The following is a 25,397-nucleotide window of genomic DNA, read 5'->3' as shown; positions in this document are numbered from 1 at the left end:
TCGATATCGGCCTCGTCTTTTCGATCCCGCTCGGGCTGGCGATCTGGCAGCTCGTGGTGCTCAAGCGCAGCATCCGGCGCGACCGGAAGGCGGCGGAGCGACGAACGGACGACGCGGTTTCCCCGCCCCCTCGTGGGGTGGGGCCGGGGGTGGGGGTGGCGCCGCATGGTCAGCGGCAGGGCCACCCAGCCGCCCCCACTTCCCCCCACAAGGGGGAGGAGAGCGCGGGCGGTCATGCCGGATCGCAGGGTCCCTGACGCCCCTTACGCCATCGCGGCTTTCAGGTGCTCGTCGACCTTGTCGAGGAAGCCCGTGGTCGAGAGCCACTTCTGGTCGGGGCCGACGAGGAGGGCGAGATCCTTCGTCATGAAGCCCTTCTCCACCGTGTCGACGCAGACCGTCTCCAGGGTGGTGGCGAACTTGGCCAGTTCCGCGTTGTCGTCGAGCTTGGCCCGGTGCGCCAATCCACGGCTCCACGCGAAGATCGAGGCGATGGAGTTGGTCGAGGTCTCCTTACCCTTCTGGTGCTCGCGGAAGTGGCGCGTCACGGTGCCGTGGGCGGCTTCCGCCTCCACGGTCCGGCCGTCCGGGGTGAGCAGCACCGAGGTCATCAGGCCGAGCGATCCGAACCCCTGTGCCACGGTGTCCGACTGGACGTCGCCGTCGTAGTTCTTGCAGGCCCAGACGTAGCCGCCCGACCACTTGAGCGCCGAGGCGACCATGTCGTCGATGAGGCGGTGCTCGTAGGTGATGCCGAGCGCCGTGAAGCGCGACTTGAACTCGGCCTCGTAGACCTCCTCGAACAGGTCCTTGAAGCGCCCGTCGTATGCCTTGAGGATGGTGTTCTTGGTGGACAGATATACCGGGTACTTGCGGTTGAGGCCATAGTTGAGCGAGGCGCGGGCGAAGTCGCGGATCGAATCGTCGAGGTTGTACATCGCCTGGGCGATGCCGGGGGAGGGAAACCTGAACACCTCCTTCTCGATCACCGTGCCGTCGTCGCCCTCGAACTTGATGGTGAGCCGGCCCTTGCCGGGCACCTTGAAGTCGGTGGCCTTGTACTGGTCGCCGTAGGCGTGGCGCCCGACCACGATCGGCTGGGTCCAGCCCGGCACGAGACGGGGCACGTTCCTGCAGATGATCGGCTCGCGGAAGATGACGCCGCCGAGGATGTTGCGGATGGTGCCGTTGGGCGACTTCCACATCTCCTTGAGCTTGAACTCCTTCACCCGGGCCTCGTCGGGGGTGATGGTGGCGCATTTGACGCCCACGCCATGGCGCTTGATCGCCTCGGCGGCATCCACCGTGACCTTGTCGGAGGTGGCGTCGCGATGCTCGACGCCCAGGTCGTAATAATCGAGGTCGAGGTCGAGATAAGGGTGGATCAGCTTGGTCTTGATCTCGCTCCAGATGATGCGGGTCATCTCGTCGCCGTCGAGTTCGACGACCGGGTTCGCGACCTTGATCTTCGACATGATCCTCAGTGCCTTTCTCTTCACGCGGCCGGGTGGGCCGCGCTCCCGCGTGGCGCGGTCATAGCGTGCGCCACGGGTACGCGAAACCCGTGCCCGTGACAGATGCGCCGCGCCGTACGGAGCGAGAAATTCCGGGCCGCCCCCTGGACATCGGCCGCCCCGCCGGGAATGTGCGATCCCATCGAAGACCGTCGAGAGGACGACATCATGAGCGAGCGCATCATCCTGCGCGCCGGCGAGGCCCTGGTGGCCGGCGGCCCGCCCAACACCGCGGCCGAACCCGAGGTGATCATCGGCGAGCTCGACGGGCCGGTGGGCACGGCGCTGGCCACGCTCACGGGCGACCAGGTGGTGGGCCACAGCCGCGTCTTCGCGCTCCTCAACACCGACATCATGGTGCGGCCGGTGACGCTGTGCGTCTCCAAGGTCAGCGTCGAGACCTCGAAGTACACCTCGATCCTGATGGGCACCGTGCAGTTCGCCATCGCCAACGGCGTCCTCGACGCGGTGCGGGCCGGCTACATCCCGAAGGAGAAGGCCAACGATCTCGGCATCATCTGCTCGGTCTGGCTGAGCCCCGGCGTGATCGAGGCCGAGACCGTCGATCACAAGGCGCTGTTCGAGATCCAGCGCAAGGGCATGACCGAGGCGATCCGCAAGGCGATGGCCAACGAGCCGTCCATCGACTGGCTCCTCGAGAACCAAGACAAGATCGTCCACAAGTATTACCAGATGGGGCTGGACGGGAAGATCTGAGGCCGGACCCGCACCGGGGATGTCGGACACGGCAGAGGAGGGCGGGGCGTCGCCGCGCCCCCCCGCGATCGTCCTCGTCGCCCCCCAGCTCGCCGAGAACGTCGGCATGGTCGCCCGGGCCATGGCCAATTTCGGCCTGACCGAGCTGCGCCTGGTGGCCCCCAAGAACGGCTGGCCGATGAAGGGCGTGCGCGAGGCCGCCTCCGGGGCCACCGCCGCCCTCGACGGGGCGAGGGTCTACGCGACGCTGCCCGAGGCCATCGCCGATCTCCATTGCGTGCTCGCCACCACCGCGCGCGAGCGCGGCCAGATGAAGCGGGTGCTCGGCCCCGATGCGGCGATGGCCGAGGTCGCGGCGAGAGCCGGGCAGCGGGTCGGCATCCTGTTCGGCCGCGAGCGGGTCGGGCTCCTCAACGAGGAGGTGTCCCTGGCCGATGCCATCGTCACCTTCCCGGTGGCCCCCGATTTCTCCTCCCTCAACCTCGCCCAGGCCGTGCTGCTCGTCGGCTACGAATGGCGCCGCGCCGCGGGCCTGGCGCGGCTTCCGTTCGCAGGCGAGATGCTGTCGCCTCCCGCGACCCGGGAGGCGCTGCTGTCGCTGTTCGCGAGCCTGGAGGGCGCGCTGGACGGGGCCGGATTCTATCCGCCCGAGAAGCGCGAGATCGTGGTGCGCAACATGCGCGACATGCTCCACCGCATGGCGATGACCGAGCAGGACGTGCGCACCGTCCGCGGTGCCCTGCGCGCGCTCCTGCGGAAGGGCGCCGGGGGCTGAGATCGCCGGCGACGCGCGCGCGGCCTTAACCTCGTCTGCAGGGTTGGCGTGCGACCCTGCTGCGCATGGCGACGACTCACTTCAGCGCGATCGGCGGCGAGTTCGCATCCGCTACCAGGGAAGCGGCCTTCCGGGCCGACCGGCTCCCTGAGACCCTGCGGACCGCCCGACTCATCCTCGGCATCTCGGCCGCGATCAACGCGCTCGCCCTGATCATCGATTGGCGCTTCCTCGGCCACCCCCACTTCTGGATCGCGGTGCCGGCGCGCCTGGGCATCGTCGCGATCTCGGTCCTGTGCCTCGTCGCCATCTGGCAGGCGACGCGGTTCTCCGTCGTCCAGCGCGGCCTCGTCGTCTGGGAGATCGTCACCGCCGTCTGCCTCGGCGTGCTGTGCTCCCTGCGGTCCGAGATCGCGCCGCTGGTCCTCATCGTCCTGCCGGCGATCTACTTCCTCGTCGTGCCCACGAGTTTCCGCTGGACGCTGGCCTGCGGCAGCGTCGCCATGGCGGCACTGGCGACCGGCTACCTCTGGCACGAGCCGGAGGCGACGGCGGCGACGGGTTTCCTCGTCACGACGGTGATGGGCGAGGTCGTCCTCGTGCTGTTCGTCATCCGCTGGAACCGGCTGCGCCGCCTCGAATGGGCGGCGACCCAGGCCGAACGCCACGCGAATTCCGAACTGGCCGAGAGCCGCCACCTGTTCGAGGCGCTGTTTCGCGCCGTCCCGATCCCGATCGTGGTCTCGCTGGCCGACGGCGGCCGGATCGTCAGCGCCAACGACGCCGCCCTGGCCTTCTTCGACGTGCCCGACACCCGCGCCTTCGGCGACTACACGATCCGCCGTCACCTCAGCGGCGACGACCGCCGCCGCATCGCCTCCGGCATCAGCCGCAGCGCCGGACAGCAGGGGTTCGAAGTCGGCCTCACCGGACGCGACGGGCGGCGCCACGACATCCTCCTCTCGGTGGCGGCCGTGAACATCGACGGGCAGGCCTGCACCATCTCGAGCCTCGTGGACATCACCAGCCGCAAGGCGGCCGAGGAACGTATCCGGATCGCCGCCCACCACGACGCCCTCACCGGTCTACCGAACCGGGCACTGTTCCAGACCAGCCTGGAGGCGGCGATCGCGGGCGGACATGCGACGGGAGCCGAGGTCGGCCTGATCCTGCTCGACCTCGACGGTTTCAAGGAGGTCAACGACACCCTGGGCCACGAGGCGGGCGATGCGCTGCTCAAGGAGGTCGCGGGGCGGCTCGGCCGGGTCGCCGGACCCGGCGACCTCGTCGCCCGGCTCGGCGGCGACGAGTTCGTCGTGCTGGCAGCCATCCCCGGCGACGGGCAGGCCACGGTGCACCTGCACCGGCTCGCCGAGGACATCCTCGACGTCCTCAACCCGGCCATGCCGATCGGCGGGCGGATCGTAGCGCCCAGGGCCAGCCTCGGCCTGGCGGTGTTTCCCGCCCATGCCGGCGGCGGCGGCGACCTCTTCACCAACGCCGACCTGGCGCTCTACGCCGCCAAGGCGGCCGGGCGGAACCAGGCCGTCCTGTTCACGCCCTCGCTGCGGGTGCAGATCGAGACGCGGGTCAGGATCGCGGGCGAGATGCGCACCGCCCTGGACGAAGGGCAGCTCGTCCCGTTCTATCAGCCCAAGGTCGGACTGCAGGGCCGGGGGATCGTCGGATTCGAGGCCCTGGCCCGTTGGCAACATCCCAGCCGCGGCCTTCTCGCTCCGGCCGACTTCTCCACCGTGTTCGACGATCCCGACATCGGCAACGCGGTCGGCCTGTGCCTCATGCGGCGGATCTGCGCTGACGTGGCAGGATGGGTGGCGCTGGGCCTCGACCCCGGCCGCGTCTTCCTGAACCTCTCGGCGACCCAGTTCGCGCAGGACAACCTCGCCAGGACCCTGCTCGGCGAGATCGACCGCGCCGGGCTGGCCCGGGACCGCATCGGCATCGAGGTCACGGAGACGGTGCTCCTGGGCGGCCACGGCGACCGCGTCGCCAGCGTCCTCGATACCCTGCATTCGGCCGGCATCGGCGTCGCGCTGGACGACTTCGGGACCGGCTACGCCTCGCTGACGCACCTCAAGCAATACCCCGTCGACGAGATCAAGATCGACCGCAGCTTCGTGCGCGACCTCGAACGGGACGCCAACGACGCGGCCATCGTGGTGGCCGTCCTGCATCTCGGCCGCAGCCTCGGCCTGCGCGTCACCGCCGAAGGGGTCGAGACCGAGGCCCAGGCCGCGTTCCTCGACGCCAACGGGTGCGACACGGCGCAGGGCTACCTCTACGCCAAGCCGATGTCGGCGAGCCGGGTTCCGTGGTTCCTCAGGAACCGCCCCGACATCCTCGGCGACGACGACGGGTCGCGCCCGCGCCTGGCGGGATGACCCCCTTCGGACCGGAGTCGTTCAGGACAGCTTGGCGAGCGCCTGGTCGATGTCGGCGATGAGGTCCTCGACGTTCTCCAGACCGATCGAGAGGCGCACCGTCTCCGGCCCGACCATGGCCGCCGCCTTGTCGGCATCGCCGAGCTGGCGGTGCGTGGTGGTGGCCGGATGGATCGCCAGGGACTTGATCTCGCCGATGTTCACGAGGTGCGAGATCAGCTCGAGGGACGTGATGAAGGTCTTGGCCGCCGCCTCGCCGCCCTTGAGGGCGAAGGTGAAGATCGATCCGGGGCCCTGCGGCACGTAGCAGGCGGCCATGGACTCGCCCGGCTGGCCGGGGAGGGCGGGATAGCTCACCCATTCCACCGCCGGATGGTCCTTGAGATGGGCGGCGACGGTGCGGGCGTTCGAACAATGCCGTGCCATGCGCAACGGCAGGGTCTCGATGCCGGTGAGCGTCAGGAACGCGTTCATCGGCGACAGGCCGGGGCCGAGGTCGCGCAGGCCGAACAGGCGGCAGGCCACCGCGAAGCTGATCTCGGGGAACCGCTCGGTGATGACGAGGCCGTCGTAGTCAGACCAGGGTTCGGTGATGAGGTTGTAGCGCCCGCCCGTCGCCGTCCAGTCGAACCGGCCGGCGTCGCAGATGATGCCGCCGATGGTCTGGCCGGAGCCGCCGAGAAACTTCGAGGTCGAATGGACCACGATGTCGGCGCCGTATTCTATGGGGCGGATCAGCGCCGGCGAGGCCAGGGTGTTGTCGACCACCAGCGGCAGGTTGTGGCGCCGGGCGACCTCACTGATGCCGACGAGGTCCATCACCGTGGCGCAGGGGTTGACGATCGACTCGCAGACGATGGCCTTCGTCTGCGGCGTGATCTGCGCCTCGAAATCGGCCGGGGTCAGCCCCTTGGCGAACTGCGGCTTCAGGTCGTAGCGCCCGTCGAGGCGGCGCATCAGGCCGAGGGAACCGCCGAACAGGCGCGGGGAGGCGACGTAGGCGTCGCCGCTCTGCATCAGCGTCATCAGCACGAGCAGCACGGCCGACTGGCCGGAGGAGACCGCCACAGCGGCCTTGGCGCCCTCGAGGGCCGCCACCCGACGCTCGAGGGCGGCCACGGTGGGGTTAGAACCGCGCGAATAGGAGAAGCCGGTCTTGCGCATCGCGAAGATGTCGGCGGCCTGCTCCGTGGAATCGAACACGAAGCCGTTCGTGAAGTAGATCGGCTGCACCCGCGCGCCGGTGGACGGATCGGGGGAGGCCCCGGCGTGGACCGACTGCGTGGCGAAGCGATGGGTACGGGTCTCGGTGGCCATGGGGCCTCCGTTTCGAGGAACGGGTCAGGCGGCGCGCTGCACGAAGGCCCGTAGGGTCCGCACCAGGGTGGCGGGCTCGTAGGGCTTCGGGATGAAGCGGGCGCCATCGGGCAGGTCGTGAGGGCCGGGCGTCCCCATGCCCGACACGACCAGGACGGGGATCGACGGCCAGCGCCGCGCGACCAGGCGGGCGAGCGCGAACCCGTCCATCGAGCCCTGGGGCATGTCGACGTCGGTCATCAGGACGCCGACGTCGTCGTGGTCCTGCAGCAGCTTCAGGGCCTTGTCCGCATGCGACGCTTCGAGCACCCGGAATCCCGCATCCGACAGGGTGTCGGCGGCCTCCATCAGGAGGAGGCCGTCGTCTTCCACCAGGAGCACGACGGGAAGGTCGGAGCAATCGTCTGTCATCAGGTCTCGGCTGGTCCCGCTGTGACCGTTGGCCGGGGCCTAGTCCCCGCGCCCACGCCCGTCAAGAACGCGGCGAGCCGCCGGTTCCGTTCCGCCGGACCGCCCGAACGGGCACCGGCTCGGCCTCCGGCGCATGGCAGCGGCGCCAGAAAAAGGCGGCGAGACCCGCCAGACCGAGGAGGACGGCACTCGAGGCGACGCCGCCGTGAAACCCGCCCGCGATCGTCGTGACCGTCATGCCCGCCTCCCCGTGACGACCGCGATCGTGCCGGGGACAGGGTTAACCGAACCTTAAGCCGACAGGGCGGCATCGAGATCCTCGATCAGGTCGGCGGGGTCCTCGATACCTACCGACAGGCGCACCACCTCCGGCCCGGCGCCGGCGGCGGTCTTCTGCGCATCGCTGAGCTGGCGGTGGGTGGTGGAAGCCGGATGGATCACGAGCGAGCGGGTGTCGCCGATGTTGGCCACATGCGAGAACAGCTGCAGGTTGGCCACGAGCTTGACGCCGGCGTCGTAGCCGCCCTTGAGCCCGATGGTGAACACCGCGCCGGACCCCAGCGGCGTGTAGCGCCGGGCGAGCTGATGGTACTTGTCGGTCTCGAGGCCCGGATAGCTGACCCAGGCGACGGCCGGATGGCCGTGGAGGTGGGTCGCCACCTCCAGCGCGTTGTCGCAATGGCGCTGCATGCGCAGGGGCAGGGTCTCGATGCCGTTCAGGATGAGGAAGGCGTTGAACGGCGACAGCGCCGGCCCGAGGTCGCGCAGGCCCAGCACCCGGATCGCGATGGCGAAGCCGAAGTTGCCGAAGGTCTCGGCCAGCACCATCCCCGAGTATTCGGGCCGCGGCTGGGAGAGCATCGGATAGCGGTCGTCGCCGGCCCAGGGGAAGGTGCCGCCGTCGACGACGAGGCCGCCGATGGAATTGCCGTGCCCCCCCAGGAACTTGGTGGCCGAATGCACCACGATGTCGGCGCCGTGCTCGAAGGGGCGGATCAGGTACGGCGTCGCCATGGTGTTGTCGACGATGAGCGGGATGTTGTGCCGCCGGGCGATCGCCGACAACGCGGCGATGTCCGTGATCACCCCGCCGGGGTTGGCGATCGATTCGCAGAAGATCGCCTTGGTGCGCGGCGTGATGGCGCGCTCGAACGAGGACGGATCGTCGGTGTCGGCCCAGACCACGGTCCAGCCGAAGTTCTTGTAGGAATGGTTGAACTGGTTGATCGAGCCGCCGTAGAGCTTGTTGGCGGCGATGAACTCGTCGCCCGGCTGCATCAGCGCGTGCATCACCAGGAACTCGGCGGCATGGCCCGAGGCCACCGCCACGGCGGCGGTGCCGCCCTCCAGCGCCGCGATGCGCTCTTCCAGCACCGCGTTGGTCGGGTTGGTGATGCGCGAATAGATGTTGCCGAACGCCTGCAGCCCGAACAGCGAGGCGGCGTGGTCGACGTCGTCGAACACGAACGAGGTGGTCTGGTAGATCGGCGTCGCCCGCGCGCCCGTGGTCGCGTCGGGGGCGGCACCGGCATGGATCGCCAGGGTGTTGAAGCCGGGCAGGCGGTCGGTCATGCAATCCTCCTCGCGCGTTCGCGTTAACGAACGCTAGTTCTTTATGCCGGACGCGCCGACCCGGTCAAGGCGGGCGGAACCGCGGCCGACCTCTCCGATTGACCGGCATGGGCAAGGGAGACCCCGCATGGCCGACGATCACGAGACGACGTGGACCGAGTTCGGGCAGGCCGTCAACATGACCGCCTCGGCGCTGGAAACGTTCCTGGAGACGGATGAAAGCCGCTCCGTCGGCCAGAAGGCGTCGCAAGGCGCCGAATCGAAGGGGCATGCGGAAGGCCGGCGCATCGTCGCCATCCTTCGCAAGAAGAAGGGCGACCTCGACGACGAGGATTACGCCCACATGCGCAAGGTCGTCGGCTACGTGAACCGGCACCTCGAGCAGGGCGGCCCCGAGGACGAGGCCAAGGTGAAGGACTCGCCCTGGCGGATGTCCCTGATGAACTGGGGACACGACCCGTTGAAGGGATAGCGTCCTCCCGTTCCCTTGCGGGGCGGGATCGTGGGTGGTGTCGGGCTCCGCAGCCGGGCGCCCGGGCGCCGACTATGCCGATGGGCGTCGCTCGGCTATGGCCGCCGCCATGACCGCGCCCGTGCCCACCTCCCGCATCCTCGTCGCCAGCTTCGTCGGCACCGCGATCGAGTTCTACGACTTCTACATCTACGCCACCGCGGTGGCGCTGGTGATCGGCCCGATCTTCTTTCCCTCCGGCGATCCGCCGGTGCAGACGCTCTCGGCCTTCGCCACCTTCGCCATCGCCTTCGTCGCGCGGCCCTTGGGCGCGGCCTTCTTCGGGCATTTCGGCGACAGGGTCGGGCGCAAGGCGACGCTGGTGGCCTCGCTGATGATCATGGGCGTGTCCACCGTGCTGATCGGCTGCCTGCCCTCCTACGAGGCGATCGGCTGGTGGGCGCCGGCCCTCCTGTGCGTCCTGCGGTTCGGGCAGGGGCTGGGGTTCGGCGGCGAATGGGGCGGCGCGGCCCTACTGGCGGTCGAGAACGCCCCGCCGGGCAAGCGAGCGCTCTACGGCATCTTCCCGCAGCTCGGCGCGCCGATCGGCTTCATCGCGGCCAACCTCGGCTTCCTCGGGCTGGCGCTGACGCTCAGCCCCGAGGCGTTCCAGTCGTGGGGCTGGCGGGTGCCGTTCCTGGCCTCGGCCCTGCTGGTCGGTGTCGGGCTCTACGTCCGGCTCAAGCTCACCGAGACGCCGGTGTTCCAGGCGGCCCTCGCCAGGGCCGCGCCCGAGCGGGTGCCGTTGGCGCTGATCTTCACCCGCCACCTACGCGCCACGGTGCTGGGCACCCTGGCGATGGTCTCGTGCTACGCGGTGTTCTACCTCTCGACGGTGTTCGCGCTCAGCTACGGCACCACGACGCTGGGCTTCACGCGGCCGACCTTCCTCCTGTTCGAATGCATCGCCGTGGTCTTCATGGCGCTGGCGATCCCGGTTTCGGGTTGGGCGGCCGACGCCTACGGCCGCCGCCCGGTCCTGCTCACGGGCCTGGCCTTCACCGCCGGCCTCGGCGTGCTGCTCGGCCCGATGCTCGGCAGCGGCGAGGGCCCCCTGGTGCTCGGCTTCCTCTGCCTGGGGCTGCTCGCCATGGGCTGGCTGTTCGGCCCGATGGGCGCGCTGCTGCCCGAGCTGTTTCCGACGCGGGTGCGCTACACCGGCGCCTCGGTGAGCTACAACCTCGCGGGCATCCTCGGGGCCTCGGCCGCCCCCTACCTCGCCCAGCAGCTCGTCGCCCGGGGCGGGATCGGCTGGGTGGGGCTGTATCTCGCCATCGCCGCCGCGATCAGCTTTGTGGCGGTGTGGATGATGCAGGAGACGGGGCGCGGCGAGATCGACGCGGATCTCACGCCGCCCAGGGCTTGAGGAGGGCCGGGGTCAGCATGCCCTCGCTGCCCTCGACGTCGGTGGCCGCACCGCGCGATTCCCGGATGCCACGCGGATAGCCGGTGCGTGTCCGGTAGTTACCGATGTGGGGCATCGGCACGGCCGTCGAGCGGGTCAGGCGGTCGGCGCAGATCGCGTCCAGCGCCGTGACGCCGGCCACCGCCGCGGCGGCGATCAGGAGGTTGTCCTTCCGGCTGTTGCCCTCGTAGGCGGCGGCCAGGGTGGCAAGGTCGAGGGCGTCCCCGGCGATGCGGCCCCAGATCCACGGGGTCGGGTCCTCGGCGGTGACGATGCCGACGCCGGTGGCGACCTCGCGCACGCCGTAGGCGCGCACCAGCCCCTCCTGGCCGCGCATCCCCAGCGCCCGGGCGATGGCGCCGCCGGCCAGGATCTGGGCGAGCCCGAGGCCGATGGAGAACCAGCCGAGCCCGCGCGCGAGGGCGTCGGTGGCGGTGTCGGGATGCCCGCGGCGGGGGGAACGGGGACCTTCGTAGCGCATGGGGTTTCTCCTCCGGGAGGGGGGGGCATCTCCCCTCTCCCCGCCCACGGGGAGAGGGGTCGGGCGAGGCGCCCCTACGGCTTGATCACCACCTTGATGCAGCCGTCCTTCTTGTCGCGGAACGTCTTGTACATCTCCGGCCCGTCCTCGAGCCCGACCCGGTGAGTGATGACGAAGGAGGGGTCGATCTCACCGGCCTCGATCCGGCGCACGAGGTCGTCGGTCCAGCGGTTCACGTGGGTCTGGCCGGTGCGGATGGTCAGGCCCTTGTTCATGATCATGCCCATCGGAAACTTGTCGACGAGGCCGCCGTAGACGCCGGGGATCGAGAGGACGCCGGCCCCGCGGCAGACGTAGGCCATCTCGCGCAGGACGTGGGGGCGGTCGCTCTCCAGCATCACCGCCTGCTTGGCGCGGTCCACCATGGAGTCGATGGTGGCGGTGGCGTGCGCCTCCATTCCCACCGAATCGATGCACTTCTCCGGCCCCTTGCCGGCGGTCATCTGGTTGAGGCGCTCAATCACGCTCTCGTCGGAGAAGTTGATGGTGGAGGCGCCGCCCGCCCGCGCCATCTCGAGGCGCTCGGGCACGTTGTCGATGCAGACGACGTGCTTGGCGCCGAGCAGGATCGCCGAGCGGATCGCCATCTGGCCGACCGGGCCCGCCCCCCAGATCGCCACCGTATCGGTGGGCTGGATGTCGCATTGCACCGCCGCCTGCCAGCCGGTGGGGAAGATGTCGGACAGGAACAGCACCTGCTCGTCGGTGAGGCTGTCGGGCACCTTGATGTGGGTGGCGTCCGCATAGGGCACCCGCAGGTACTCGGCCTGGCCGCCGGCGTAGCCGCCGGTGAGATGCGTGTAGCCGAACAGCCCCGCCGTGGTGTGGCCGAACGCCTTGGCGGCGACCTGCTTGTTGCGGTTCGAGCGCTCGCAGACCGAGAAGAAGCCGCGCCTGCACTGATCGCACTCGCCGCAGATGATCGTGAACGGCACCACGATGCGGTCGCCCTTCTTGAGGGCCCCGTTGATGCCCTTGCCGACCTCCACGACCTCGCCCATGGACTCGTGGCCCATGATGTCGCCCTTCTCCATGCCGGGCATGACGTGATCGTAGAGGTGCAGGTCCGAGCCGCAGATGGCGCAGGCGGAGACCTTGATGATGACGTCGCGGTCCTGCTCGATCTCGGGATCGGGGACCGTATCGCAACGGATGTCCTGCGCGCCGTGCCAGACGAGGGCTCTCATGGTGGTTCTCTCCCCGGTGCGCCGCGATTGGGCGTGTGAGGAGAAAACCTCGCGAGGAGGCAACAAGTTTCGAGATCGTTCTTCGATTTACTTAAGTTAATACTCGCGCAAGCGCTGCGTGTAATGACTTGCCAAGAACGGACGTCCTAAGAGCGGACTTTCCAAGAACGACCGGCCGCCTATGTGCTGGCGACGATCCTGTCACCTCCGCTCGATCGTCAGCCGCTGCACCCCCTTGCCCCCCAGCACCGGCTTCTTCGCGCTGATGATCCGCGAGTTCACGCCCGACCATCCGATCTCGCCCGACAGGCGGCCGTACTCGATCTTGGGGCAGCGGTTCATCACCACGGTGACGCCCTTTGCCTCGGCGCGGGCGGCGGCCGCGTCGTCGCGCACGCCGAGCTGCATCCAGATCACCTTAGGGAGTACCGGCAACGCCAGGGCCTCGTCGACGAGGCCGCCGGCGGCGTCGGAACTGCGGAAGATCTCCACCATGTCGACCGGGTGCGGCAGGTCGGCCAAACGCGCCACCACCGGCTTGCCGAGCAGCATCTGCCCGCTGAGGCCGGGGTTGACCGGGGTGACGTCGTAGCCGCGGCTGAGGAGGTACTTCAGCACGATCCAGCTCGGGCGGGCGGGGTTGGCCGAGGCGCCCACCAGCGCGATGGTGCGCGTGCCCGTGAGCAGGGCGCGGATCTGCGCGTCGGGGTAGGCGATATGGAGGTGGGGACGGGGGGTGTCGGTCATGATGCATCGACTTGTCGGGCATCGCGGCCTGTGCTGCAAGACGAGGATGTCGAGCCCGCCCCTCATGAGCCTTGTCGAGACGGTCGCCTTCCTGGAGCGGGAATTCCCGCAGATGCACCACGGCGGGCGCTCCTACCACCTCGAGGCGGTGGGCCCCTTGAGCGCCACAATGCGGATGGACCACCACGACCGCTTCCTGCGCCCGGGCGGCACCGTTTCGGGCCCGGCAATGATGACGCTGGCCGATCTGGCGCTCTATGCCGCCATCCTCGCCAACATCGGCCCGATCGGTCTGGCCGTGACCACCAACCTCAGCTTCAACTTCCTGCGCAAGCCCGGCACCAAGGGACTGGTGGCGGATGCGCGCCTGTTCAAGCTCGGGCGCCGGCTGGCGGTGGGGGAGGTGCTGATCACCGAGGCGTCGTCCGAAGACCTCGTCTGCCACGCCACCGGCACCTATTCGATCCCGCCGGACAAGGCCGGCAGCGTGACGCCGATCCGCTAAGCAGGTTCGCGTTGGCAGGCCAACGCTTCACCATGCTTAGGTCCTTGGTATGTCGCAGGTTTTCGACGCAAAACCGGTGACCACTTTTGCGAAACCTGCTTAGGTTCGGCTGCTCTCGCGCCTCGCGCGGGGCGCCGCCCCTGTCCCTCCCGGGCCCGGCGTGCGATGGGGCATCCACCGTGACAGATCATCCCGACGCCCCCTCCCTGTTCGACCTCGGCTGGTCCGCCTTCTTCGCGGACCAGGTCCTGCCGGAGGAAGCCGGCCTCGTGCCGGTGCGGATCGCCAGCGTCCACCGCGCGCGCCTCACCGCGCTGGGCGAGGCCGGCCCGGTCGCGCCGGTCCTGGCGGTGCACGCGACCACCGGCGACTTCGCCGTGGGGGACTTCGTGCTCGTCGATCCCGCGACCACAACCCTGCGCCGGCGCCTCGACCGCAAGTCCGTACTGGAGCGGCGCACCGAGGGCAGCCGGGTGGCGCAACTCGCCGCCGCCAACGTCGACACGCTGTTCGTCGTCACCTCCTGCAACGCCGACTTCAACCCGGCCCGCCTCGAACGCTACCTCGCCATGGCCAACGAGGGCGACATCGACCCGGTGATCGTCCTGACCAAGGCCGACACCACCGACGCGGTCGCGCGCTACCAAACCGAGGCCGCGGCCCTGCAGAGCGGGCTCGCGGTGGTGGTCCTCAACCCGCGCGAGCCGGCGGCGGCCGAGGCGCTGGCGCAATGGTGCGGCCCCGGCCGCACCGTGGCGGTAGTCGGTTCCTCCGGGGTCGGCAAGTCGACCCTGGTCAACACCCTGGCCGGGCCGGGCCAGGCCCTGCCGCAGCAGACCGGCGGCATCCGCGAGCACGACGCCAAGGGCCGCCACACCACCACGGCGCGCTCGCTGCACGCCATGGCCGGGGGCGGCTTCGTCATCGACACGCCGGGCATGCGCACCCTCCACGTCGGCGACGCGGCGGGCGGGATCGAGACCCTGTTCTCCGAGATCACCGAACTCGCGCCCGCCTGCCGGTTCCGCGACTGTACCCATGCCCACGAACCGGGCTGCGCCGTGCAGGCCGCGGTGGCCGCGGGCACCCTCGATCCGGAACGGCTGAACCGGTGGCGCAAGCTCCTGACCGAGAACCGCCACAACACGCCGGTGGTGACCGGCCCGCGCGGCAACAAGCGGCGCTGAGCGCAAGGCTCACGCGGTATCATGATACCGCAAGGCGGAAGTCTCTCTATCGCTTGCGGTTTTCGCCTGTTACGTGCGCCGGAAAGGCTTGACGCGGCCGGCGAACCTGCCTAGAGAACGCTCCAACGCCGCCGCGTCTCGCACGCGGCGGCGCATCGTTTTCTAACGGATCACACGGAACGCCACGGGATGAGCAGCGCGATGAAGACCACTTCGCTGAAACCCGCCGACGTCGACAAGAAGTGGATCATCGTCGATGCGGAGGGCCTGGTCGTCGGCCGGCTCGCCACCATCGTCGCGATGCGCCTGCGCGGGAAGCACAAGCCCGCCTACACTCCTCACGTCGACTGCGGCGACAACGTCATCGTCATCAACGCCGAGAAGGTGCAGTTCACCGGCCGCAAGCGCGAGCAGAAGGTGTACTACCACCACACCGGTTACCCGGGCGGCATCAAGGAGCGCACGGCCAAGTACATCCTGGACGGCCGCTTCCCCGAGCGGGTGGTCGAGAAGGCCGTCGAGCGCATGCTGCCGCGCGGCCCGCTGTTCCGCCAGATCATGGGCAACCTGCGTGTCTACAAGGGCACCGAGCATCCCCATACCGCCCAGCAGCCGCAGGCGCTCGACGTCGGCGCCCTCAACCGCAAGAACGTGAGCGCTTGATCATGGCGACCCTCCAGTCCCTCGCCGACCTCAACCGGTCGAACGTCGAGTCGCCCGAGAACGCGGCGCCCGTCCACGTCCAGAAGCTCGATGCCCAGGGCCGCGCCTATGCCACCGGCAAGCGCAAGGACGCGGTCGCCCGCGTCTGGATCAAGCCCGGCACCGGCCAGGTCGTGGTCAACGGCCGCACCATCGAGGTCTATTTCGCCCGGCCCGTGCTGCGCATGATCCTGCGCCAGCCGCTCCAGATCGCCAACCGCGTCGACCAGTACGACATCATGGTCAGCGTCCATGGCGGCGGCCTCTCCGGCCAGGCCGGCGCGGTGCGCCACGGACTTTCCAAGGCCCTGACCTACTTCGAGCCCGAACTGCGCGGCCCGCTCAAGCGCGAGGGCTTCCTGACCCGCGACAGCCGCGTGGTCGAGCGCAAGAAGTACGGCCGCAAGAAGGCCCGCCGCAGCTTCCAGTTCTCGAAGCGCTGAGCGACCACCTTACATCGAATCGGGAAAGGGCGGCCCTCAGGCCGCCCTTTTCGTTTGTGGCGAGGGCCGAGGACTCATCCGACATGGCGAACACCTTCCGGCGCGTTCACGCCCCCGCGGCTGCGGCCGTCACGCTCTGCCTCGCGAGGAAGGACGGTGCCGTCGCCGCCGAGGTGAAGCTCGCCAACGGCCGCCAGTTCAGCACCACCGGCCTCCTGCCCATCGCCGAGGCCTTCGGGATCGCGGTGCACATCGCCAACGAGGGGGCGATGGAGATGGTGGTGATCGACCCCCAGGGGCTGTGGAAGCCGTCCTGGGGAGACCTTCAGGGGTAGGCCGCCTCACGGGCGATCGCACCGGCCCCGTCGGCCAAGCCGCGCAAAGCCCCGGTCCCGCTCCCTAACGGGGAGGCGGGATCTCGAGCATGGGCAAAATCGGGGTCGTGGCGGCGCCGTCCCACAGGACGATCAGCGAGAGAACCAGCCCCAGGGCCGCGGTGTAGGCCACCACGAAGACGTCGCGGTTGCCCGGGTCGGAGGCCAGGACGAGGGCGGCGAAGGGAAGGCTCTGCAACGCAAGGGCGGCGGCGATCATCATCGGGGTGGTGGCATCCGGCGAAGGGTGTGCGTCCTGCCGGGTCTGCCAGCCGGTGACAATCGGCGGCCGTACCGGAGGTTCCGGCACACGGTGCAGGAGTCGCGCCACGGGCGAAGGATCGTCCAGCGCCCCGCCCATCGCGAGCGCGGGGCCATCCGACAGCGCCACGATCGAGCCGGCGGACGACGCAGCGTCAGGCACATCGGGAAGCAGAAAACGGATCGGCCCGCCTCCCGCGCGAGGCGGGGGCGGGCCGGGTGTTCGGCGTGAGACGGTCTTCAGGCGTGGGCGAGGTTCGCGGCGGGCATCACGGAGCCGTTGGCGGCGTGATGGCGCTTGAGCATCGGCCTCAGGACCGCAATGGCCAGGAAGGCGGCCAGGAGATCCATCGCGGCGACGGTGTAGAGCACCGTGGCCCAGGTACCGGTGGCCTGCATCAGGATGTTGCCCAGCGGCACGAACAGGGCGGCGACACCCTTGGCGCAGTAGAGGACGCCGTAGATCTTGCCGATGTGGGCCGAACCGAACGTGTCGGCCGCCGTTGCGCTGAACAGGGAGTACACTTCACCCCAGGCCAGGAACACGATGCCCGAGAGGATGATGAACGCCCACGGGTTGCTGCCGAAGTAGCCCAGGGCGACGATGCCGATGCCTTCCATCGTGAAGGCGATGAACATCGTCTTCTCGCGGCCGATCCGGTCGGAGATGAAGCCGAACAGGGGGCGGGAGATGCCGTTCAGGATACGGTCGAGCATCAGCGCGAAGGGCAGGGCGGCCATGGCGAAGAAGTACAGGTCGACCTTGAACTCCTTCACGCCGAGGTCCTGCGCGATGACGCCGAGCTGGGCCACGGCCATCAGGCCGCCGGTGACGGTGCAGGTGAACATCAGGAGCATGACGTAGAACACCGGCGTGCGCAGGGCCTCGCCGAGGGTGTAGTCGCGACGGGACTGGAGCACCTTGCTCGAGTAGACGACCTCGCCCTTGCCCGGGCCGCGAAGGCCGATCGAGGCCAGGATGATGATCGCGCCCTGGATCAGGCCGAAGACGAAGAACGCCTGGGCGTAGCTGCCCTGCGAGATCATGTTGGCGATCGGGATGATGGTGAGGGCCGAACCGGCGCCGTAGCCGCCCGCGGTGAGGCCGACGGCCAGACCGCGCTTGTCCGGGAACCACTTCAGGGCGTTGTTGATGCAGGTGGCGTAGACGCAGCCGACGCCGATGCCGCCGACCACCGAGCCGAAATAGAAGCCCGAAAGCGTGGTGGCGTAGGAGTTGATGACCCAGGCGAGGCCCGTCATGAGGCCGCCGAACATCACAACCCGGCTCGGGCCGTACTTGTCGATGAAGTAGCCCTCGATTGGCGTCAGCCAGGTCTGCACGATGACGAAGATCGTGAACGCGACCTGGATCGCGGCGCGATCCCAGCCGAAGGTCTTCTGGATCTCGGGTACGAACAGCGTCCAGGCGTACTGGATGTTGGCCGCGGCCACCATGCAGGCGACGCCGAGAATGAGCTGTAGCCATCGATTGCTCGACGTTTTTGCCGCGACGGGCGCAGCGCTAGACAAGGCCATGGCATTTCCCCCTGTGGTTCATGCACCGACGCCCGGATGAAGCGTGGAGCGTGGCATAAGCGCCGATGCGATGCGTTCCTCCGCCGCCGAGGACCTCGGACCGGGATCCTTCGACGAACTGGTATGTAGTATTTGGTATATCAGATGGCGGAGCAAGCAAAATAATTCTGCGGCTTTTCGAAAAATGGCCGGATTATTGCATTCCCGCCATTCGTATCGAGCCGCAGTCGCATCCCCACCACCCCACCAATCTCCCGCCGGAAAGCGGCGAAGGCACCTCCCTCGCCGCCGTCCCGACCGGGACGAACCCGCTATCGGACCCGATCCTCAGGATCGTCTTAAACGGTTCATTACGCTTGCATATCGAATGTTTCGGCGCTGTCGAGACGAGATGGGCTGCATGCACAGCCGACAGGCGCGGGATTCCCGTGAATCGACGGTCAGACCCATGATGCGGCGCACTCGGATCGACACCGGGCGGCCTCTCACGCCTCGGCCAGGGCATTGGCCGGCCAGCAACAAAACTGGCACTATAAATCAGTAATTCGGGCCAAAGCCGGAACGTCGCCCGCGGTAGGACCCTGCCGACAGGCCTCGACAGGCTCATCCATGCATGAATTGCATGCCAGCATTCTGGGATGTGGCATACCAAATGCCGTGGTGCGGTGCGATATGACGGTCATCGACGTTCTTCAGGAGCCACCCCAATGATCGCTCTCTTCATCCTCGGCCTCGCCGCCGCCGCCATCGGTCCCGCCATGACGATCCTCCTGGATCGCGACGACGCGGTCGCCTCCACCACCGACACCGCCTCGGCCGGCATGTTCGTCGCCCTCAACGACAACGCCACCGTCAAGGCCCGCGCCGCCGCCTGATCTCGCGGCACCGGAACGATCGAGCCCGCCCCGGCCCAGGCCGCGGCGGGCTTTTTTCATGGCGAATCGCCGTCCCTGACCGAGGGTCGGGATCAACCGCGCAGGCTGCGCAGGGGAGATCCACGCCGCTTGGGCGCCCGCCGGAACACGCCGAGGAGCTCGACGTGAGCGGAGGACGCGAACTGGTCCACGGGCGTGACCCGCTCCAGCCGGTAGCCGCCCGCGACCAGGGTGGCGGCGTCCCGCGCGAAGGTACCGGCATCGCAGGCGACGCCGATCACCAGGGGGACGGCCGATTCGGCCAGCCGGGCGGCCTGCGCCTGCGCCCCGGCCCTGGGCGGATCGAACACCACGGCGTCGTAGGCGTCGAGCTCGATCGGCAGCAGCGGCCGGCGGAACAGATCGCGCCGCTCGGTGGTGATTCGGCGTAGGCCCGGCGTGGCCCGATAGGCCCGCTCGAGGCTCGCGAGGGCCGCGGCCTCCCCCTCCACCGCATGGACCTCGCAGCGCCGCGCCAGGACGAGGCTGAAGGGCCCGGAGCCGGAGAACAGGTCGGCCACCCGTTTGGTCTTCTTGTCGAGGGCGGCGAGGACGAGGTCGCCGAGCAGGGTCTCGCCGGCCTCGGTCGCCTGCAGAAAGCCGCCCGGTGGCGGCACCCAGGCGTCTGCCTCCCCGTGCAGGAACGGCGCCCGGCGCTCCACCACCACCTCGCCGTGCAGCGACAGGCGCGCGAGGTCGAGGTCGGCGGCCAGACGCACCAGGGCGGCGCGCACGCCCTCGCTCACCGGCCCATGCCCGCGCAGGTCGACATCGAGCCCACCGCCGGTGGCCGTCACCGCGACGTCGAGGGGCTTGCGGCCGTGGCCGAGGGGAGCGCTGAGCGCCAGGGCCACGGCGGGTGCCCGGTGCAGGGCCGGGACGGTGATCGGGCAATGGTCGATGGACACGAGGTCGTGGCTGCGCGCCGCCATCAGGCCGGCCCGGGCGGCGCTGTCGATCGCCCGGACGTGGAGGGTAAGGCGGCGGCGGCCTTCTCCGTGGGCGATGCGGACCGGCTCGGCCGCGACCGCGAGCCCGGCCTGATCCAGGGCCCTTTCGACGAGACCGCGCTTCCAGGCGGCGGCGGGCTCGGTCGCCAGGTGCTGCACGACGCAGCCGCCGCAGGTGCCGTAATAAGGGCAGAAGGGTGCGACCCGGTCGGGGGAGGGGGTCTCCACCGAGACGAGATGGCCGCGTCCGCCCGCGCGGGTGACGGTGACCCGCTCGCCGGGAAGGGCATAGGCGACCGGGAGCCCGTCGGCGGCGATCCCGTCGCCGCGGGCCCCGAGCCGGTCGATGGTCACGATGTCGGTCACGCCGGTTTCCGGCAGCGGGTTCTCGCCTGAAACATGCGGAGTCGACACAGGGTGTCTCATGCCGGCCGCCCCGCTCGAGGGGCGAGGCGGGCGCCCACCAGAAATTCGCGGTTGCCGTCTCCCCCCGTCACCGGCGAGGGCACGCGGCCCAGGACGTCGAAGCCGAGTTCGACCAGCAGAGCCTCGATCCCGGCGCAGACCTCGTCGTGGACGGCTCCGTCGCGCACGATGCCGCCGCGCCCGACCCGATCGCGACCGGCCTCGAACTGCGGCTTGATCAGCGCGGCCAGGACCGCGCGCGGCGCCAGCAGGGGCACCAGGGCCGGCAGGACCAGGCGCAGGGAGATGAAGCTCACGTCGACGGCCACCAAATCCGGCGCCCGCGCGAACGACGCGGCGTCGAGGGTGCGGGCGTCGGTACCCTCCAGGCTGGTCACCCGCGAATCGGCGCGCAGGGAAGCGTGGAGCTGGTCGCGCCCGACGTCGACCGCATGAACGTGCGCCGCTCCCCTGGCGAGCAGGGCGTCCGTGAAACCGCCGGTGGAGGCGCCGACGTCGAGGCAGTGGCGACCGGCGGGGTCGATCCCGAAGGCATCGAGGGCCGCGGTCAGCTTGAGCCCCCCGCGCGAGACGAAGGGGTGGGGCTGCTCCGCCTCGATCCTGGCGTGCGGGTCGAGACGGTCGGCGGCGCGCAGCACCGGGCGGTCGTCGGCCCGCACGAGGCCGGCGGCGATGGCGGCCTGCGCCCGCGCCCGGCTCTCGAAATGCCCCCGCTCCACCAGAAGGCGATCGGCCCTCGGCCGGTCCTGCGTCATCACGATGTCCCAACGACCTCCGCCCGGCCTCGTCCCGGCGGGGTCCGCGAGGAGCTACGGCATTCGGCCGGCTTGTCAAAGGCCGCGGAGGCGGGGGGAGCGTCCCACCGCAGGCGTCTCACATGCGGTGACAAGCCATGGTAGGCTGTCCGCGACAAATCCGACCGGGCGACGGCGGAGCGCCGCAGCCCCGGCGGACACCGCCGGAGACGCGGCATCAAGGAGCGATTCGACGCCATGAGTGGCCCACGCGAGATCGAGCTGAAGCTGGAAGCCGGCCTGCACGACATGGCCGCCCTGGCCGAACACCCACTGCTGCGGACCGGCGAGGCGCAGGACACGGCGGTCCTGAGCGCGACGTATTTCGACACGGCCGACCGGGACCTCGCCGCCGCCGGCCTCACTCTGCGCGTGCGCAGGACGCCGACCGGACACGTCCAGACCGTGAAGGCCGCCGCCGCCGGCGCCGGCCTGTTCGATAGGCCCGAGTGGGAATGGCCCGTCGAGGGCCCCGAGCCCGACCTCGCCGCCCTCGCGGCGACGCCCGCAGCCGCGATCCTGGCAGATGCGAAAGGCGCAGGTCTCCACGCGGTGTTCGCCACGGTGGTGGAGCGCACGACCCGTCCCGTCCGCTACGGCGAGTCGCGGATCTCGGTGACCCTGGACCAGGGCCGGGTCGAGACGCCGGACGGCGACGTGCCGCTGTGCGAGGTCGAGCTCGAACTCGTGGAGGGCCGGGCCGCCGACCTGTTCGGCCTCGCCCAGGCGCTCGCCGAGACGGTGCCGCTGCGGCTCGGCGCCCTGAGCAAGAGCGAACGGGCCTTCGCTCTCCTCGACGGGACGCTGCGCCGGCCGAGCAAGGCCAGGGCGGTCCGCCTGGAGGAGACGGCCACGGCCGGCGACGCCTTCCTGGCGATCGCCCAGGCGTGCCTGCGCCACCTGCGCCGCAACGAAGACGTCTTCCTGCACGGCCGCGATCCGGAGGCCCTGCACCAGATGCGGGTCGCCCTGCGCCGCCTGCGCTCGGCCTTCACCCTGTTCAAGGCGATGCTGGCCGGCGACGCCACGGCGCAGCACCTGCGCGCCGAGATCAAGCGGGTCTCCGAGCCGTTCGGTCAGGCGCGCAACATCGACGTCTTCCTGAGCGAGACGCTGCCCGCCGAGATCGCCCGCAGGCCGGACGAGGCCAGCCTGACCGCCCTGCGCGAGACCCTGGAGGGCGAGAGGCTGCGCGCCTACGACGTGGTGCTCTCCATCCTCGAGGCGGCCGAGTGGCGCGGCCTCGTCCTCGATCTGGCTGCCTGGATCGAAACCGGCCCGTGGCGGGCACAGGGGGCCAGCGCCCCGCCGGCGCGCGACGTCGCCGCCGCGATCCTGGAGCGGGCGCGCCGCCGGATCAAGAAAGGCGGGCGCCACCTCGACAGGCTCGACGCCGACGCGCGCCACCGGGTGCGGATCGAGGCGAAGAAGCTGCGCTACGGCGCCGAGTTCTTCGGGTCGCTCTACGCGGGCAAGAAGACGGCCAAGCGCCACAAGGCCTTCGTCGCCGCGCTCTCGGACCTGCAGGACCACCTCGGCGCCCTCAACGACCTCGCCACCGCCCACGGCATCGTCTCGGGCCTCCTCGTGACGCAGGCGGACGGCGAGGCCCTGTTCGCGGCCGGGCTGACCGCCGCCGACGGGGACGCCGGCGCCGGCGCCCTGCTCGAGGCGGCCGCCGAGGCGCACGAGGCGCTCATCGACGTGACGCCGTTCTGGCGCTGACGAGCCCGCTCGGGACCAGGCAGGAACCGGATCGTACCATTTCCGGGTGATCACTTCGTGATGCGGAAATGGGCTTCGCTCAGGCGCCGCGCGGGCTCGGTGATACCGTTTCCGCTTGAATCAAGCGGAAACGGTATCACTCCGCGGGGCGGACGCTCAGGGCATAGAGGGTGATCGCCGCGGCGTTGGAGACGTTCAGGCTGCGGATCTCCCCCGAGAAGGGAATGCGGGCGAGCACGTCGCAGCAATCCCGGGTGCGCTGGCGCAGGCCCTTGCCCTCGGCTCCGAGCACGATCACCGCAGGGCGGCGCGGGCCGACGGCGTCGAGCGTCGTCTGCGCATCGGAATCGAGGCCGATGCGGGTGAACCCGCGCTTCCCCAGGTCGATCAGCGCCTCGGCGAGGTTGCGCACCACCACCAGCGGCACGTGCTCGAGGCCGCCAGAGGCCGATTTGGCCAGTACGCCGGTGGCGTTGGGCGAATGCCGGGCGGTGGTGACGATGGCGGCGACGCCGAAGGCGGCGGCGGTGCGGACGATGGCGCCGACGTTGTGGGGATCGGTGATCTGGTCGAGGGCGAGCAGGAGGGCATCGTCGGGCAGGTCGTCGAGGTCAGGCCCGGGTAGCGGATCGGCTTCGAGGTAGAGCCCTTGGTGCACGGCATCGGGCCCGAGCAGGGCGTTGATGGCGCTGGGCCGGACGAGTTCCGGCTCGATCCGCAGGGTCCCGAGTTCGGCCGTCAGGCGGGCCGCCCCGTTCTCGGTGGCGAGCAGCCGATGCAGCCGCCGCCCGTCGTTGGCGAGCGCCTGGAACACCGGGTGCCAGCCGTAGAGGACGACCCGGTCGCCGCTCGGCCCGGTCGGTCGGAAGCGATCCCGCACCGCGCCGGAGCCGAACCGGCGACCACGCTCCTTGCGATCCCCGCCGGTCGGCCGGGGCTTGTGTGTCGGCGGGTCGTCGCTGTGGCTGGTCATGAGGGCGGTCCGATCCAAACCCGCGACAAACCGGCCCGCACCTCGTTCGTCAAGCCACCCCGGCCCGCGAGCGGCGCCAATGCGCCTCGTCGTTCGGCAACGTCCCGGTCCGCGCCCCCGTCGCCGCACAACAACCGACGAGGAGCGTTGCACAGCGCGACGAACCCCCCTATAGAACCCTCGCCCGACCAAAGCGCCCTTCGTCTAGCGGTCCAGGACGTCGCCCTTTCACGGCGAAAACACGGGTTCGATTCCCGTAGGGCGCGCCATATACATTAAGCACTTAGCTTCGATTTGGATTGGTGCGGCGGCTTTCGTTGCTGATATCGTTGTCGAGTGGCAGCTATGAAATCCGCTCCGGACAGTCCCCTCAAAGCCTTCTGGCCAGACGGCAGGCGCGTCCAGCCCGGTCGCGATGCGAAGGACTTTCTTGACGCAGCTGCAGTGCGGTTCGGTGAGAAGCCTGCTTGGATCCAACGGAGCGTCGCTCGCGACGCACCAGCCGGCAGAATGATCCTCGCTATGCTCGGGCTGACCCGCGAGGCTGTGATCCCTCCTCATAGGCCTGCAGATACTCCGCGAGCCCGCCTCATCATGAGCGTGGTTGAAGCCCTGCTTGACGCTGGCCGAACCGAGGCTGAGGCTTTCGCGCAAGCTCCGAAGTACCTAGCCAACCCCGAACTTCGAGCTCGGACGCACACTGGACACGGCCAGGGCGAGGTGCTCGGAAAAGGGAAAAAGCTCCTGACCGCTGCTGCCGTTTGCCAGGCGTATCGCACCGCGCGAGAGTTCGGCCTTACCGCGAAGCTTTGGTTCATCGCCGCTGACGAAACAGGTGAAAGCGTCATCCGATCCGCAGATTAAGTCGCAGTTTTTTGCCGGGGTAATTCCGGCCTGCCTCGTCGCATCTTAAAGCCTCCAACGGTCTCAGAGGCTTCCACGATGTCGAACAAGGAACAGGCACAGATCGCGACCGCGAAGTGCGAAACTGCTGCCTTCACCGTCGATGAAGTCGCAACCTACTTTCGGATTTCTCGAGCCTCAGTCTGGCGGCTGCTCAAGAGCGGCGCTCTTGCCCGGGCACGCATTGGCGGCCGGACCGTTATCCGTCGCCTCGACGCTGATGCCTTTCTCGCTCGAGCGGCAAAGGTGGCCTGATGTCAGTTTCCATCAGACGCGTCCTCCCCCACGAGTTCTTCGCGACCTCCGGCCGGTTCGTTGCCGACTCGCTCGCGATGCAGCTCGACGCGCGTGAGATGCTGCGCTTTAGCAGGGCTCTGCACAGCGTCGCTTACTGCTGCGACGCCATCCTGGCGAATCCTAGGGCGATGCCTTTCAACGGCGTCCTAGTGAACGGCGCGATTGCGGACATGGTGGTCGAGGGCGATGCGATCGTCATCTGTGTTTCGGCGTGCAACTTTGACCCCGTGAGGTGGGGGATCGGCGTCCAATTCTGACCCCCTAACCTCGTTCTCGCAGACTGCTCTCCGGTACGGCCGGAAGGG

At 69.4% G+C, this 25,397-nt stretch carries 26 protein-coding genes and 1 tRNA gene; 15 read left to right on the top strand and 12 right to left on the bottom strand.

The features are described 5' to 3' along the window. Positions 1-263: 263 nt before the first annotated feature. On the bottom strand, positions 264-1,475 hold the full coding sequence (locus ASG59_RS09140; protein ID WP_055888574.1) for an NADP-dependent isocitrate dehydrogenase: 1,212 nt from the start codon (positions 1,473-1,475) through the stop codon (positions 264-266). A gap of 207 nt (positions 1,476-1,682) precedes the next feature. Between ASG59_RS09140 and ASG59_RS09135 the strand changes: the two genes are divergently transcribed. The 3 genes from ASG59_RS09135 (at position 1,683) to ASG59_RS09125 (ending at position 5,408) form a co-directional block, all read left to right on the top strand. Continuing rightward, positions 1,683-2,231 carry a formaldehyde-activating enzyme gene (locus ASG59_RS09135; protein ID WP_055888954.1) on the top strand — a complete coding sequence of 183 codons (549 nt, stop codon included), beginning with the start codon at positions 1,683-1,685 and terminating at the stop codon, positions 2,229-2,231. A 19-nt stretch (positions 2,232-2,250) separates the two neighbouring features. Continuing rightward, positions 2,251-3,006, top strand: a complete 756-nt coding sequence (locus tag ASG59_RS09130) for an RNA methyltransferase (RefSeq protein ID WP_056285828.1) — start codon at positions 2,251-2,253, stop codon at positions 3,004-3,006. A 65-nt stretch (positions 3,007-3,071) separates the two neighbouring features. Continuing rightward, positions 3,072-5,408 (top strand): bifunctional diguanylate cyclase/phosphodiesterase, encoded by a 2,337-nt coding sequence (locus ASG59_RS09125; protein ID WP_056408446.1) that lies wholly within the window; start codon positions 3,072-3,074, stop codon positions 5,406-5,408. A 21-nt stretch (positions 5,409-5,429) separates the two neighbouring features. Here the strand turns inward: ASG59_RS09125 and ASG59_RS09120 are convergent, their stop codons facing one another. The 3 genes from ASG59_RS09120 to ASG59_RS09110 form a co-directional block, all read right to left on the bottom strand. After that, positions 5,430-6,725 (bottom strand): aminotransferase class I/II-fold pyridoxal phosphate-dependent enzyme, encoded by a 1,296-nt coding sequence (locus tag ASG59_RS09120; protein WP_056285834.1) that lies wholly within the window; start codon positions 6,723-6,725, stop codon positions 5,430-5,432. A 24-nt stretch (positions 6,726-6,749) separates the two neighbouring features. Then, entirely contained in the window at positions 6,750-7,136 is a 387-nt protein-coding gene (locus tag ASG59_RS09115; protein ID WP_056408442.1) for a response regulator, read from the bottom strand. A 291-nt stretch (positions 7,137-7,427) separates the two neighbouring features. Continuing rightward, positions 7,428-8,708, bottom strand: a complete 1,281-nt coding sequence (locus tag ASG59_RS09110; RefSeq protein ID WP_055888584.1) for an O-acetylhomoserine aminocarboxypropyltransferase — start codon at positions 8,706-8,708, stop codon at positions 7,428-7,430. A 127-nt stretch (positions 8,709-8,835) separates the two neighbouring features. On the opposite strand from ASG59_RS09110, the gene ASG59_RS09105 reads away from it, so the two are divergent. Further along, the gene (locus tag ASG59_RS09105) at positions 8,836-9,180 is read left to right on the top strand and encodes a DUF3140 domain-containing protein (protein ID WP_055888586.1); all 345 of its coding nucleotides are present in this window, start codon (positions 8,836-8,838) and stop codon (positions 9,178-9,180) included. Between the two features lie 109 nt (positions 9,181-9,289). Further along, positions 9,290-10,585: an MFS transporter gene (locus ASG59_RS09100; RefSeq protein WP_056408459.1), complete on the top strand. Its 1,296-nt coding sequence runs from the start codon at positions 9,290-9,292 to the stop codon at positions 10,583-10,585. On the opposite strand, the gene ASG59_RS09095 is transcribed toward ASG59_RS09100, so the two are convergent. The 3 genes from ASG59_RS09095 to ASG59_RS09085 all read right to left on the bottom strand — a co-directional run bounded on the left by ASG59_RS09095 (position 10,566) and on the right by ASG59_RS09085 (position 13,099). Further along, entirely contained in the window at positions 10,566-11,105 is a 540-nt protein-coding gene (locus ASG59_RS09095) for a hypothetical protein (RefSeq protein ID WP_056408438.1), read from the bottom strand. The two genes, ASG59_RS09100 and ASG59_RS09095, sit on opposite strands and share 20 nt — an antisense overlap. A gap of 74 nt (positions 11,106-11,179) precedes the next feature. Beyond that, positions 11,180-12,352, bottom strand: a complete 1,173-nt coding sequence (locus ASG59_RS09090) for a zinc-dependent alcohol dehydrogenase (protein WP_055888590.1) — start codon at positions 12,350-12,352, stop codon at positions 11,180-11,182. A 201-nt stretch (positions 12,353-12,553) separates the two neighbouring features. Further along, a complete protein-coding gene (locus ASG59_RS09085; RefSeq protein WP_055888591.1) occupies positions 12,554-13,099 on the bottom strand; it encodes a CoA-binding protein in 546 nt (181 codons plus the stop codon). Positions 13,100-13,163: 64 nt separating this feature from the next. On the opposite strand from ASG59_RS09085, the gene ASG59_RS09080 reads away from it, so the two are divergent. From ASG59_RS09080 to ASG59_RS09060, 5 genes are all read left to right on the top strand, one after another. Beyond that, positions 13,164-13,604 carry a PaaI family thioesterase gene (locus ASG59_RS09080; RefSeq protein ID WP_082528701.1) on the top strand — a complete coding sequence of 147 codons (441 nt, stop codon included), beginning with the start codon at positions 13,164-13,166 and terminating at the stop codon, positions 13,602-13,604. Positions 13,605-13,783: 179 nt separating this feature from the next. Beyond that, a complete protein-coding gene (rsgA, locus tag ASG59_RS09075) occupies positions 13,784-14,791 on the top strand; it encodes a ribosome small subunit-dependent GTPase A (RefSeq protein ID WP_056408433.1) in 1,008 nt (335 codons plus the stop codon). 201 nt (positions 14,792-14,992) lie between these two features. Further along, on the top strand, positions 14,993-15,454 hold the full coding sequence (gene rplM, locus ASG59_RS09070) for a 50S ribosomal protein L13 (protein WP_055888960.1): 462 nt from the start codon (positions 14,993-14,995) through the stop codon (positions 15,452-15,454). 2 nt (positions 15,455-15,456) lie between these two features. Beyond that, positions 15,457-15,936 (top strand): 30S ribosomal protein S9, encoded by a 480-nt coding sequence (rpsI, locus tag ASG59_RS09065; RefSeq protein WP_055888597.1) that lies wholly within the window; start codon positions 15,457-15,459, stop codon positions 15,934-15,936. 83 nt (positions 15,937-16,019) lie between these two features. Further along, positions 16,020-16,271 (top strand): hypothetical protein, encoded by a 252-nt coding sequence (locus ASG59_RS09060; protein ID WP_055888599.1) that lies wholly within the window; start codon positions 16,020-16,022, stop codon positions 16,269-16,271. A gap of 64 nt (positions 16,272-16,335) precedes the next feature. Here the strand turns inward: ASG59_RS09060 and ASG59_RS09055 are convergent, their stop codons facing one another. Beyond that, positions 16,336-16,533 (bottom strand): hypothetical protein, encoded by a 198-nt coding sequence (locus ASG59_RS09055; protein WP_055888602.1) that lies wholly within the window; start codon positions 16,531-16,533, stop codon positions 16,336-16,338. Positions 16,534-16,811: 278 nt separating this feature from the next. Next, positions 16,812-18,110: an oxalate/formate MFS antiporter gene (oxlT, locus tag ASG59_RS09050; protein ID WP_055888603.1), complete on the bottom strand. Its 1,299-nt coding sequence runs from the start codon at positions 18,108-18,110 to the stop codon at positions 16,812-16,814. 707 nt (positions 18,111-18,817) lie between these two features. On the opposite strand from oxlT, the gene ASG59_RS20470 reads away from it, so the two are divergent. After that, entirely contained in the window at positions 18,818-18,985 is a 168-nt protein-coding gene (locus ASG59_RS20470) for a hypothetical protein (RefSeq protein WP_156387795.1), read from the top strand. A gap of 92 nt (positions 18,986-19,077) precedes the next feature. On the opposite strand, the gene ASG59_RS09045 is transcribed toward ASG59_RS20470, so the two are convergent. Both ASG59_RS09045 and ASG59_RS09040 read right to left on the bottom strand, forming a co-directional pair. After that, the gene (locus tag ASG59_RS09045) at positions 19,078-20,340 is read right to left on the bottom strand and encodes a methyltransferase (RefSeq protein WP_056408429.1); all 1,263 of its coding nucleotides are present in this window, start codon (positions 20,338-20,340) and stop codon (positions 19,078-19,080) included. Positions 20,341-20,396: 56 nt separating this feature from the next. Further along, complete coding sequence (locus ASG59_RS09040) at positions 20,397-21,155, bottom strand: TlyA family RNA methyltransferase (RefSeq protein ID WP_055888607.1); 759 nt, start codon at positions 21,153-21,155, stop codon at positions 20,397-20,399. A gap of 237 nt (positions 21,156-21,392) precedes the next feature. On the opposite strand from ASG59_RS09040, the gene ASG59_RS09035 reads away from it, so the two are divergent. Next, entirely contained in the window at positions 21,393-22,919 is a 1,527-nt protein-coding gene (locus ASG59_RS09035; RefSeq protein WP_056408427.1) for a CHAD domain-containing protein, read from the top strand. A 136-nt stretch (positions 22,920-23,055) separates the two neighbouring features. On the opposite strand, the gene rlmB is transcribed toward ASG59_RS09035, so the two are convergent. Continuing rightward, on the bottom strand, positions 23,056-23,892 hold the full coding sequence (gene rlmB / locus ASG59_RS09030; protein ID WP_082494641.1) for a 23S rRNA (guanosine(2251)-2'-O)-methyltransferase RlmB: 837 nt from the start codon (positions 23,890-23,892) through the stop codon (positions 23,056-23,058). 193 nt (positions 23,893-24,085) lie between these two features. Here rlmB and ASG59_RS09025 point away from each other — a divergent pair. From ASG59_RS09025 to ASG59_RS09020, 3 genes are all read left to right on the top strand, one after another. Beyond that, a tRNA-Glu gene (locus ASG59_RS09025) sits at positions 24,086-24,161 on the top strand. Positions 24,162-24,834: 673 nt separating this feature from the next. Continuing rightward, on the top strand, positions 24,835-25,050 hold the full coding sequence (locus tag ASG59_RS19840) for a helix-turn-helix domain-containing protein (protein ID WP_082528700.1): 216 nt from the start codon (positions 24,835-24,837) through the stop codon (positions 25,048-25,050). Continuing rightward, positions 25,050-25,349 (top strand): hypothetical protein, encoded by a 300-nt coding sequence (locus ASG59_RS09020; RefSeq protein WP_056408425.1) that lies wholly within the window; start codon positions 25,050-25,052, stop codon positions 25,347-25,349. Before ASG59_RS19840 ends, ASG59_RS09020 begins: the two co-directional genes overlap by 1 nt. Positions 25,350-25,397 lie beyond the last annotated feature (48 nt).

The sequence above is a fragment of the Methylobacterium sp. Leaf466 genome (genome assembly GCF_001425565.1).
GTDB lineage: Bacteria > Pseudomonadota > Alphaproteobacteria > Rhizobiales > Beijerinckiaceae > Methylobacterium.
This window is presented reverse-complemented; position numbering and strand designations above follow the sequence as displayed.